The sequence below is a fragment of the Tissierella sp. genome (assembly GCF_052089545.1).
In the GTDB taxonomy this organism is placed as follows: domain Bacteria; phylum Bacillota; class Clostridia; order Tissierellales; family Tissierellaceae; genus Tissierella_A.
This window is the reverse complement of record NZ_JBQDAA010000058.1, coordinates 1-12,064: the sequence shown is the minus strand read 5'-3', so window position 1 is coordinate 12,064 and position 12,064 is coordinate 1. Positions and strand designations below refer to the sequence as shown.

The 12,064-nt window shown below is 30.4% G+C and carries 10 protein-coding genes; all 10 read left to right on the top strand.

Going from position 1 to position 12,064, the window contains the following annotated elements:
- On the top strand, positions 1–881 hold an 881-nt coding region (locus ACTHW2_RS06025; protein ID WP_442263067.1), incomplete at its 5' end, for a class I SAM-dependent rRNA methyltransferase.
- A 60-nt stretch (positions 882–941) separates the two neighbouring features.
- On the top strand, positions 942–1,607 hold the full coding sequence (locus ACTHW2_RS06020) for an N-acetylmuramoyl-L-alanine amidase (RefSeq protein ID WP_442263066.1): 666 nt from the start codon (positions 942–944) through the stop codon (positions 1,605–1,607).
- Between the two features lie 273 nt (positions 1,608–1,880).
- The gene (locus tag ACTHW2_RS06015; protein ID WP_442263065.1) at positions 1,881–3,971 is read left to right on the top strand and encodes a cell wall-binding repeat-containing protein; all 2,091 of its coding nucleotides are present in this window, start codon (positions 1,881–1,883) and stop codon (positions 3,969–3,971) included.
- A gap of 406 nt (positions 3,972–4,377) precedes the next feature.
- Positions 4,378–4,914 (top strand): sugar transferase, encoded by a 537-nt coding sequence (locus ACTHW2_RS06010; RefSeq protein WP_442263064.1) that lies wholly within the window; start codon positions 4,378–4,380, stop codon positions 4,912–4,914.
- A gap of 190 nt (positions 4,915–5,104) precedes the next feature.
- Positions 5,105–6,400 carry a nucleotide sugar dehydrogenase gene (locus ACTHW2_RS06005; protein WP_442263063.1) on the top strand — a complete coding sequence of 432 codons (1,296 nt, stop codon included), beginning with the start codon at positions 5,105–5,107 and terminating at the stop codon, positions 6,398–6,400.
- A gap of 3 nt (positions 6,401–6,403) precedes the next feature.
- Positions 6,404–7,723 (top strand): nucleotide sugar dehydrogenase, encoded by a 1,320-nt coding sequence (locus ACTHW2_RS06000; protein WP_442263062.1) that lies wholly within the window; start codon positions 6,404–6,406, stop codon positions 7,721–7,723.
- Between the two features lies 1 nt (position 7,724).
- On the top strand, positions 7,725–8,819 hold the full coding sequence (locus ACTHW2_RS05995) for a glycosyltransferase family 4 protein (protein ID WP_442263061.1): 1,095 nt from the start codon (positions 7,725–7,727) through the stop codon (positions 8,817–8,819).
- A gap of 28 nt (positions 8,820–8,847) precedes the next feature.
- Complete coding sequence (locus ACTHW2_RS05990) at positions 8,848–10,014, top strand: glycosyltransferase (protein ID WP_442263060.1); 1,167 nt, start codon at positions 8,848–8,850, stop codon at positions 10,012–10,014.
- On the top strand, positions 10,007–11,146 hold the full coding sequence (gene wecB / locus ACTHW2_RS05985) for a non-hydrolyzing UDP-N-acetylglucosamine 2-epimerase (RefSeq protein WP_442263059.1): 1,140 nt from the start codon (positions 10,007–10,009) through the stop codon (positions 11,144–11,146). The genes ACTHW2_RS05990 and wecB overlap by 8 nt, the downstream gene beginning before the upstream one ends.
- A 110-nt stretch (positions 11,147–11,256) precedes the next feature.
- On the top strand, positions 11,257–12,064 hold an 808-nt coding region (locus tag ACTHW2_RS05980; protein ID WP_442263058.1), incomplete at its 3' end, for a hypothetical protein.

Here is a 12,064-nt window from a genome sequence, read left to right as displayed (position 1 = left end):
TATTTAATGGTGAAGGTGATGGTATAGGAGGACTTACTATTGAATACTTTAAGGAGTTTTTACTTATAAACTGGTATAGTGAGGGAATCTATAAGTTTAAAGAAGTGATTCTAGAGTCTTTAAGTCAGTTAACATATTTTAAAGGAATATATGAAAAAAAGAGATTCCACAAAAAAGGTAAATATATAGAAGAAGATGATTTTGTTATGGGAGAGAGGGCAACTTTTCCTCTTATAGTAAAGGAAAATGGAGTAAACTTTGCAATATATTTAAATGAAGGTGCTATGGTAGGAGTGTTTTTAGACCAAAGAGAAGTTAGAAAGGCTATAAGGGATAAGTATTCTAAGGGGAGTAAAGTCTTAAACACCTTTTCATATACTGGTGCATTTTCAGTTTTTGCATCTCTTGGAGGGGCTAAAAAGACTACTTCTGTAGATCTTGCCAATAGGAGTTTACCTAAAACAAAGGAGCAGTTTGAGATAAACCGTATAGATCCTGAGGGAGAAGAGATAATAGTTGACAATGCCTTTAACTATTTTAAATATGCCTTAAGAAAAAACATAAAGTTTGATTTAAGTATATTGGATCCACCAAGTTTTGCTAAGTCTAAAGGTTTTAGCTTTAGTGCTGAAAAAGACTATAAGGACCTATTGAAAGAAACTATACTTATAACAGAAGATGGTGGTACTATAATTGCCTCTACAAACTGTGCAAACTTTGATATGAATAAGTTTAAAAGTTTTGTGAGTGAAGCTTTTAAAGAAACAGGATTTAAATATAAACTTCTTGAAGAGTATTCACTTCCTGATGATTTTAAGACTATAGATAAGTTTAAAGAGGGAGATTATTTAAAAGTTTTATTTATTAAAAAATATCTATAGTAATATAATTTTTTAAACCTATATATTAATAACAAACACTTATATATAGGAGGGGAAAATATGGCTATTATTTGTTTTGACTATGGACATGGAGGAGTAGACCCTGGTGCTGTCTATAGAGGAAGAAAAGAAAAGGACGATAATTTTAAAATAGGAAAGCTTGTTGCTAAAAGACTTAGAGACTTTGGTATAGTAGTTGATGAGACTAGAAGTAGTGATAGGACTCTTAGTTTAAAGTCGAGAAGTGATTTTGAGAGGAAAAAGGCTTATGACTATTTTTTATCTTTTCATCGTAATGCTTTTAAACCGGAAAAGGCTAGAGGAGTAGAAACTTATATTTATGAAAGTGGATATAAAAAGGCTAAGCCTTTAGCAAGTTTGATTCAAAAGAGACTTAAGGATACAGGCTTTGTTGACAGAGGAGTTAAAGAGGCAAATTTTCATGTTTTAAGAGAGACTAAGTCGCCAGCTATTTTAATAGAACTTGGATTTATAGATAATACTCTTGACAATGAAATATTTGTAAAAAAAGAAGAAAAGATAGTAACAGCTATATCTACTTCTATACTAGATACCTTGGGGATAAAGTATAGTGGAGAAGCAGTAGGTGATACTTACTATAGAGTTTTAGCAGGTTCTTTTAAATCAAAAGAAAATGCTAAGAAAAGGAAAAAACAACTTGAAGCTGCTGGAGTTCAATCTGTTATTCTTCCTTTTAAAAAATAGATAAACTTAATAAAATAAAAATGGAGTTATTGAACAAACGTTCAATAACTCCATTTTTTATGTAGATTTATAAAAGGTAAAGAGAGTAAAAGATAAGATTTGGGATGTAATATGAAAGAAATATAAAAAATGTAAAATATTTCCAGAAAAGACTAGAATGTTATTGTAAAAAGACCGATAATAGATATTGGGATTACATATTGATTACATAGGACATAAAATTATTACACATTAATTACATAAGACTTATATACATATATGGAGGATGATTAAATGAGAAGGTTTAAAAGAGTAGTGATATTTACAGTTTTGTTTTTCTGCATTTTAAATAATAGAACAAATGCAGAGAAGCAAGAACCGGTTGTGAAAAGGCTAGAAGGTAAAAACAGAATAGAAACTTCTATTTCAGTAAGTAAGGAGGCTTTTAAAAGAGCTAAAACTGCAATAGTAGTAGGATATACCGGTGAAGTGGATGCTTTAACGGGAACTATACTGGCTAGAAAAAAGGATGCTCCTATTCTTATGAGCCATAAAAATAGGCTAGATACATCTTTAGTAAAAGAGCTTAAAAGGCTAGAGGCTAAAGAAGTGTTTATAATTGGTGGAGAAAGCATAGTAGAACCTATAGTGGAAAAAGAGTTAAAAAACTTAGGCTTAGCTGTAAATAGAATAAAAGGAAAAACCAGAGAAGAAACTGCTATAAATGTATCTAAGGAATCTATAAAATCAGATTCAAAAGAGGCTTTTTTAACCTTAGGTTATGGTGTATATGCTGATGCTCTTGCTATTGGTCCTATAGCTGCTAATAAAAATGTTCCACTTCTATTAACAAATAAGGACAAGCTAAAACAGGAGACATTAGATTATTTAAAGAGTTCAGGTATAAAGACTGTGACTATAGTTGGTGGAGAAAATGCTGTAAGTAAAAAGGTTGAAAAGACACTTAAAAGTTTAGATATAAATGTTAAACGTATAGAGGGAAAAGGTAGAGAAGATACTGCTATAAGGATTGCTGAAGAATATATAAAGAATCCTGGAAAAATAATACTTGCAAATGGATATAAGTATGCAGATGCAGTAGTTGGTGGCTATCTAGGTGCAAAGGAAAACTCGCCTATACTTTTAAATAATGATAAGGCTTTAAATTATGGAAATGAAAAGTATATAAAGGAAAAAGGACTTAGTACAACTGTTTTAGGTGGGAATTTATCTATAGGTGATACTGTATTTAGAAATATAGAACTGGGTCTTGGAATTATAAAAGAAGATAATAAAGAACCTGGTGATGGTGATAGATTTTTTCCAAGTTTTGAAACTATGCCAAATAGTCCACAATCACTTAAAGAGGTTATGAAAGAAAAACTTGAAGATTTTGAGGCGGATATTAGTATTGTATATGAGGGACGTATTAGTTCAGATGAGGTAAGGGGTATTATAAGAGATATATATTCTGATGGTTCTTATATAGGAGGCGCTATAAAATCTATAACTCCTGGAGTTAAAAAAGTTGGAGATAGTTCAGAGGTAGTTCTTAAGGCAGAGTATTATAACACAAAGAAAGAAGAAGCATTTATGGATACTGAAATAAATAAAATACTTGGAAAAATAATAAAACCAGGTATGAATGAATTTCAAAAGGTAAAAGCAGTTCATGACCACGTGGTAAATAATACAAGATATTCAAACGATACTATAAAGACTTCACATTCAGCTTATGCTGCTCTTACAGAAGGAAAAGCAGTTTGCCAGGGATATGCCCTTTTAACTTATAGGTTTTTAGATGCCCTTGATATAGAAAATCATTATGTTATAGGTGACACACTTGGTAAAAAAGGTTGGGGGCTTCATGCCTGGAATAAGGTAAAAATAAATGGGAAATATTATAATATTGATACTACAAAAGATGATCCTATAGTAGTTGATGGAAATCATATATTAAGTTATAAGTACTTTTTAGTTTCAGATAAGAAGTTTTCTGCAACTCATCGACCAAATAGGGATATATTTCCTAAAGCAACGGATACTAAATACGAGGCACTTAGCAATGCCTACAATCCTTTTGAATATAAAAACAGTTTATATTTTGGAAACACAAATGATAAAGATAAACTATACAGTGTTGATTTAGACAGTTTTAAAGTTAAAAAGCTATCAAGCAACAGGGCTCCGTATCTAGTTGTAGCTGGTAATAAGATCTACTTTAGTAACTATTCAAGTGGAGGACACATATATAGCTCAGACTTGAATGGCAAAAACTTAAAACAGTTAAACAAGGTACATTCTACACATTTAAAGCTTGAAGGTTCATATATAAAGTTTTTCAATAAAACTATAAAAAAATGGGACAAGCTAAAAATTAAATAGATTAAGAAGATTAAATAAGAAATTAGAAGAAATGCTAGTTTCTTATTTTTTTATAAGACTTTATTTAGAATATATAATATTAAAGTATTAGAAAAAATTTATCAGTTTAGATAAGTTTAAAAAGGGAAATGCTATAAATATAGGTGAATGTAAGAATGGTGTTTTATAGCTAAATGTTAAATTGTGGTGATTGAGCATTTATGCTATAATATCAAGTATTAGACTAAGAATAAACTAAAGAAAATAGAGATAAAAAAGGTTTAAATATAGTAGTTTTATATTCTTACAATTCATCCATCTATAATATTTTAATATACTAAATATCCTTTCTTACATTTATAAGGATAAAATATATGAAAATAGTTATAGCAGATAATATTATTTTGAATGAAGGGTAGTGTTAAGGATGAAAGTATATTTGGTCTTAAAAAGGTTTGTAGACTTTGCTTTGGCTGTATCTTCTTTATTAGTCTTATTTATACCTATTTTAATTATAGGTTTATTAATAAGACTAGAGTCTAAAGGACCTGTGTTTTTAGTGGGAAAAAGAATTGGAAGAAATGGTAAGATATTTAAAATATATGAGTTTAGAACTAAAACTTATGATAGAGATGCGGAGCTTACTATTATGGGTAAACTTTTAGGAAAAACAAAACTTGATGAAGTTCCACATGTTATAAATATTATAAAAGGTGATATGAGCATAATAGGTCCTAGACCTTTTGAAGAAAAGAGTGTTAGTGGGTTTAATATGCTTTCAGACTTTGAGAAAAAACGATTTGAAGTTTTACCTGGAACTACAGGGTTGGCTCAAATAGCTCTTGAAGATAATTCATCTTGGTATGAAGAGGTAGAACTTGATGTGGAATATGTTGAAAATCTTAACTGTAAACTTGATACAGATATATTTTTAAAAACTATATTTGTATCTGTAAGAGGATGATTTATATATTAATTTATTTAAATTTAAAGAAAAAAGCCTTATTTATAAGGCTTTTATTTACATATTTCAAGTTTATGATATAATTTTAATGGGTAGTTTTATAGAAAAAATCAGAGATTTAGATAAAGACTTTTAAATGGTATAAATGATGTAAATAAATTTCAAACTAATAGGTTAGGAGAGTAGAACAATGGAAAATAAAAAATTATGTGTAGTAGGTCTAGGATATATAGGTCTTCCTACTAGTGCTATGTTTGCGACACATGGATACGAGGTATATGGTGTAGATGTAAATACCGAGGTAGTGGATGCATTAAATGAAGGTAAGATTGTTATAGAAGAACCTTATTTAGATATAATGGTTCAAGCTGCTGTAAGATCAGGACATTTAAAGGCTGATATTAAACCGCATGAAGCTGATGCTTTTATTATAGCTGTACCTACACCTATGAATGAGGACAAGACTGCGAATATGGATTATGTAGTATCTGCAACGGAAATGATAGTTCCGTATCTTAAAAAAGGGGACATAGTTATACTTGAATCTACCTCTCCTACTGGAACGGTAGAAAATCTATTAGTACCGATACTTGAAAGGTCTGGACTTGAAGTTGGTAAAGATCTATATGTAGGACATTCACCTGAGAGAGTACTTCCAGGTAAGATACTTTGGGAGCTTGTAAATAACGATAGAATAGTAGGGGGAGTAAATAGGGAGTCCGCCGAAAAGATAAGGGATCTTTATAAGATTTTTGTAAATGCAGAAATATACTTGACCACTGCTACAACGGCTGAGATGTGCAAAATGATGGAAAATACATACAGAGATGTAAATATAGCTCTTGCAAATGAACTTGCTAAGATTTGTGAGGATACAGGTATAAATTCTTGGGATGTTATAAAGTTTGCAAATAAACATCCTAGGGTAAATCTACATCAACCAGGACCAGGTGTAGGTGGACACTGTCTTGCTGTTGACCCATGGTTTATAGTTGAGAAGAATCCAGATCTTGCTAAGATTATAAGATTATCTCGTGAGACTAATGAATCCATGCCAACTTTTGTGAGTGAAAGAGTAGAAAAAATACTTGATAATATAAAGGGTAATACTGTTACAATATTAGGAGTAACTTATAAGCCAAATATAGATGATATGAGAGAAAGTCCTATTGTAGAGCTTATAGAACTGCTTAAAGATAAAGATATAAATGTGAAGATTTACGATCCACATGTAAATATAGAAAATCACCAGTATAATAGTATGTCTGATGCTGCAAGAGATAGTGATCTTTTAATTTTAGCAGTAAACCATGATATATTTAAGGCTTTGCCTCTTAGAGAGATATCTGAAACTATGAAGCAAAAAAATATACTTGACACTAGAAACTTTTTAGACGAGAAAAAGATAAAGGATGAAGGATTTAATTATTATCTATTGGGAAAGGGAGAAGAAATAGTTAGTCCTAAATTTGATGAGGAGAGATAGTAAATGAGTTTATACGAAAAATTAAAAAATAGACAAGAGAAAATTGCGATCATAGGTTTAGGCTATGTAGGTATGCCACTTGCAGTTGCATTCGCTGAAAAGGTAGATGTAATAGGATATGATTTAAATAAAGAAAAAATAGAACTATACAAATCTGGTGTTGATCCTACAAATGAAGTAGGAGATGAAGGAGTTAAAAATAGTAATGTAAACTTTACTCATGTAGAGGAAGATATAAGAGAGGCTAAGTTTCATATAGTTTCTGTACCAACTCCAATAAAGCCGGACAAGACTCCAAATTTAAGTCCAGTTGAAGGAGCTAGTAGGACAGTTGGTAGAAATTTAACTAAAGGTTCTATAGTAGTATATGAATCTACTGTATATCCAGGTGTTACAGAAGATGTATGTGTTCCTATATTAGAAGAAGAGTCTGGACTTAAATATGGTGTTGACTTTAAAGTAGGATATTCACCTGAGAGAATAAATCCAGGTGACAGGGTAAATACTTTGGAAAAGATAGTTAAAATAGTTTCGGGTATGGATAATGATAGTTTAGATATTATAGCCAAGGTATATGAACTTATAATAGATGCGGGAGTACATAGAGCAAGCTCTATAAAAGTCGCAGAAGCAGCAAAGGTTGTAGAAAACAGTCAAAGAGATATAAATATAGCTTTTATGAATGAGCTTGCTATGGTGTTTGATAAGATGGAAATAGATAGTAAAGATGTAATAGATGCTATGAATACAAAGTGGAATGCACTTAAGTTTTATCCAGGTCTTGTAGGTGGGCATTGTATAGGTGTGGATCCTTACTATTTTGTATATGAGGCGGAAAAATTAGGTTATCATAGTCAAATAATACTTTCTGGAAGAAAGATAAATGATAAAATGGGAGAGTTTGTAGCTAATAATATAATTAAAAAGTTGATACAAACAAATAAGCTTGTTAAAGAAGCTAAGGTTTTAATACTTGGTCTTACCTTTAAGGAAAACTGTCCTGATATTAGAAACTCTAAAGTTGTAGATATAATAGATACTTTAAAAGAATATGGGGTAGAGCCTATTATAGTTGATCCAAGGGCAGATAAAGAAGAAGTAATGTATGAATATGGTTTAAAGCTTACAAGTTTAGAAGATGTTAAAGATATAGATTGTTTAGTTATGGCAGTTGGACACGATGAATTTAAGGGTCTTAGCATAGAAAACTTCGAAGATTTATTTGGTGATTTAACTAATGAAGAAAGAGTAGTTATAGATGTTAAAAGTATATTGGATAATGAAGAATTAGTTAAAAAAGGCTATTCTTATTGGAGACTTTAGTATGAAAGTACTCCATATAAACTCCTATTATAGTGTTAGTAGTTTTTATAAAAATCTTTATAAAGAACAAATTAAAAAAGGTCTAGATATAGATGTATATGTTCCAGTAGCAAAAAATATAGATACTTCTAGTCTAGACCTTGGGGAGTTTTCTTATATCAGTAAAAACCATGGCAAATATGATAGAGTTCTGTTTAGTTTGAAACATTCTAAAATATATAAAGATATAATAAAAACATATGATATATCTTCATATGACCTAATCCATGCACATTCCCTTTTTTCTAATGGCTTTATAGCATATAAATTATATAAAGAATATGGTATTCCTTATATTGTTGCTGTAAGAAATACTGATATAAATGTTTTCTTTTCTAAAATGATTCATTTAAGACAATTGGGTGTTAATATATTAAAAAATGCTAAAGAAATAATATTTATTTCAGAAACTTATAAAAAACATGTTTTAGATAAATATATAGATGAAGATAAAAAAGAAGATATATTTAACAAATCTACTACAATTCCAAACGGTATAGATAAATTTTGGCTTGAAAATAAGTACTATGATAGATCGGCTCCGGATAAGGGCGCTATAAAATTATTATATGTTGGAATAATAGATAAGAATAAAAATATTGGAACTACTATTGAAGCTTGTAAAAAACTTATAGAGGAAGGATATAAAATAAACTATACTATTATAGGCAAGATAAAGGATGAAAGTTTTAATAATATGATAGAGAAAAACTCTTTTATAGAATACATACCTCATATAAGCAAAGAAGAACTTATAGAATACTATAGAGAATCGGATATATTTGTTATGCCTTCTAAACATGAAACTTTTGGTTTAGTATATCTAGAGGCTATGTCTCAAGGGATGCCAGTTATATATACTAAAGGGCAGGGGTTTGATGGTAGGTTTGAAGATGGTGAAGTAGGTTTTAGTGTTAAATATGATGATGATGAGGAAATATTTAATAGGATAAAAGATATTGTAAAAGATTATAGCAAGATTTCTAAAGGTGCTTTAGAAAATGTAGATAACTTTAGCTGGGAAAGGATAACGGAACTTTACAGTGAGATCTACTAGTAAGGTTTAAAAAGAAAAGGTGAAAAACATGCATGTATTACTTGTAGCTAGGGGTTACCCTACAGATAAATATAAGACATATGGAATATTTGAATATGACCAAGCTAAAGCTCTTGCTAAAGAAGGCGTTAAGGTTACTTATGCAGCTATTGACTATAGATCGCTAAGAAGATGGAGAAAATGGGGCGTCAGAAAGATAAAAAAGGATGGTATAGATATATATTCTATAAATGTTCCACTGGGACAAGTTCCGTTAAAAGTCTTAAGAGCCTTAAGCATAAGAGGATTGAAAAAACTATATAAAAAAATAGAAGAAGAACAAGGAAAACCTGATATAATACATGCTCACTTTACTAATTCAGCTTATTCAGCTTCATTTTTAAAAGATGAGATAGATATTCCTCTTGTAATAACTGAACATTCTTCTAAAATAAATACTGATAAAATAGATAAAAACATACTAGACTCTGCTACTACTGCCTATAGAAGTGCTGATCGTGTTATAGGAGTAAGTAAATCTTTTGTAGATAAGATAAATAGTAATTTTGATATTGATGCTATTTATATTCCCAATATAGTTGATTTAGAGGTATTTAAGTATAAAGAACAAATAAAAGGGGATAAATTTAAGATTATATCTACTGGAAATCTTATAAAATTGAAGAGGATGGATTTACTTATAAAGGCTTTTTATGAAGCCTTTAAAGGCATGGAAAATGTAGAATTAAAAATATTTGGACAAGGTGTTGAAAAGTCTAAACTCAGGAAGCTTATAAAATACTATGGTCTAGAATCTCAGGTAGAACTTATGGGTTTATGTTTTAGAGAAGAGATAGCAGACGCTTTGCAAAGAAGTGATTTGTTTGTTTTGGCATCACAGTCTGAAACATTTGGAGTTGTATGTATTGAGGCTTTGGCTATGGGTGTGCCTGTAATTAGTACTAAAAGTGGTGGGCCTGAAGGATATATAAATGAACAAAATGGAATCCTTGTTGACGTGGGAGACCAAGATCAGCTGGTAAGTTCAATGAAATATATGTATCAAAATGCAGATAAGTATAGTAGGAAAGATATATCTGAAGAAATAGAAACTAGATTTTCAGGCGAAGTAGTTGTAAAGGAAATAATAAAGATTTATAAAGAACTGCTAAAGAACCGCTATAGAATTACTAAAGAGGAGATAAAAAATGGATAAAGTAAAAGTTTTAAGCATATTTGGGACAAGACCTGAAGCTATAAAGATGGCTCCGCTTGTCAAAGAGTTAGAGAAAAATGAAAAGGTTGAAAGCTTTGTCTGTGTTACAGGACAACACAGACAAATGTTAGATCAAGTTTTAGGAATGTTCAGTATAAAACCAGATTATGATTTAAACATAATGAAAGATAGGCAAACTATAACTAGTATAACAACTAGAAGTTTAGAGGGACTTGAAGGAGTTATGAAAGATCTTGGACCAGACTTGGTATTAGTCCATGGGGATACTTCTACTACATTTGCAGGTGCTTTGGCTGCCTTTTATAATAAAGTTAAAATAGGTCATGTTGAAGCAGGCCTTAGAACTTATGATAAATATTCACCATATCCAGAAGAGATGAATAGGGTTCTTACAGGAAATATTGCGGACTTACAATTTGCACCTACAAAAACAAACAAAGAAAATTTATTGAAAGAAAACATAGTTAAAGATATATTTATAACAGGAAATACTGTAATAGATGCATTAAACTATACTGTAGATCCGGAGTATGTTTTTAAAGATGACCATTTAAAAAGGTTAAACTTTGATGATAGGAGATATATACTACTCACGGCACATAGAAGAGAAAACTTAGGAGAACCTTTGGAAGATATATGTATGGCTGTAAAGTCTCTCGTTAAAGAGAATGAAGATGTAGAAGTAGTATATCCTATGCATTTAAATCCTCTAGTAAGACAAACAGTTTCTAAGATACTAGGTGATGTTGAAAGAGTTCACCTTATAGAACCTTTAGAAGTAAGAGATATGCATAATCTAATGGATAGAGTATCTTTAATTATGACAGATTCTGGTGGGATACAGGAAGAAGCGCCAGCACTTGGAAAGCCAGTACTCGTACTTAGAACTGAAACAGAAAGACCGGAAGCTGTAGCATCTGGTACGGTAAAACTTGTAGGTGTTAAGAAGGAAGATATATTTAAAGAAGCGAATTTATTGTTAAAAGATGAAGAAGAGTATAAGAAGATGAAACATGCAATAAATCCTTATGGGGATGGACTTGCATCAAAAAGAATAGTAAACTTTATATTATATAAGTTTGGATTGGGAAAAAAAGGTAAGGAATTTTAAAGATTGATTGAAAGCTATGGTTTTGTATTATATAATATATGCTATAGCTTTTAATAATTGGGAATTATTACATAATATTTTTTAATAAAAGAATTTAGAAAGGGGATATAATGAAAAAAACAAATCAAAGACAAAAGAGAGTAGCCGCACTGTCACTTGCTACTATTATAAGTTTAAATATGACAAATATAGCACTAGCAGAACCAAATATAGCTATACCAGAAGTATCAACTTCTGTAGAAGTAAAGGAGATAAAAGAAAAAGAAAAAATACAAGAAGTAGAAGAAACTGAAAGTTTAGAAGTGGAAGAAATTCAAACTCTAGAAATAGAAGATGAAAAAGAAGAAGAGAGTCTAGAAATAGAAGGAAAAAGACCTCAAGATAAAGAACAAAAAGAAGAAGTAAAAGAACCTAAAACATACATAAAAAAGAATGGGAAAACTGAACTAGAAAGCTTTAGTATTAAAGGAAATCTAGAGGGAAAGAGTATTCAAACACTAGAAGCAGGTGCAAGCAGTGTAAACGGAGTTCTTTACAAGTTTTATATAAAGGATTTATCTACAAATAAGTGGACAATGATACAGGACTATAGTGAAGAAAACACTGCTACTTGGGTACCTGAAAAGGCAGGTAATTATTGGTATGGGGTTCATATAAAAGATAAAGAAAGTAAAGAAGCTAAAGATACACATCTTTATAAAAATGTTACTATAAAGTCTGGACCTCTCATAAGTCTTACAGATTTTACTATCTCAGGTCGTAGATATACAAGTCAAAATCATACATTGACTGCAGATGCAGTGAGTGATAATGGAGTTCTTTACAAGTTTTATATAAAGGACTTATCTACAAATAAGTGGACGATGATACAGGACTATAGTGAAAAAAATACTGCTACATGGAAACCTAAAAAAGCAG

Bases quoted from the DNA above. Each gene is read 5' to 3' on its own strand.
- ACTHW2_RS06020 (WP_442263066.1), top strand. From the start codon at position 942: ATGGCTATTATTTGTTTTGACTATGGACATGGAGGAGTAGACCCTGGT.
- ACTHW2_RS06015 (WP_442263065.1), top strand. From the start codon at position 1,881: ATGAGAAGGTTTAAAAGAGTAGTGATATTTACAGTTTTGTTTTTCTGC.
- ACTHW2_RS06010 (WP_442263064.1), top strand. From the start codon at position 4,378: ATGAAAGTATATTTGGTCTTAAAAAGGTTTGTAGACTTTGCTTTGGCT.
- ACTHW2_RS06005 (WP_442263063.1), top strand. From the start codon at position 5,105: ATGGAAAATAAAAAATTATGTGTAGTAGGTCTAGGATATATAGGTCTT.
- ACTHW2_RS06000 (WP_442263062.1), top strand. From the start codon at position 6,404: ATGAGTTTATACGAAAAATTAAAAAATAGACAAGAGAAAATTGCGATC.
- ACTHW2_RS05995 (WP_442263061.1), top strand. From the start codon at position 7,725: ATGAAAGTACTCCATATAAACTCCTATTATAGTGTTAGTAGTTTTTAT.
- ACTHW2_RS05990 (WP_442263060.1), top strand. From the start codon at position 8,848: ATGCATGTATTACTTGTAGCTAGGGGTTACCCTACAGATAAATATAAG.
- wecB (WP_442263059.1), top strand. From the start codon at position 10,007: ATGGATAAAGTAAAAGTTTTAAGCATATTTGGGACAAGACCTGAAGCT.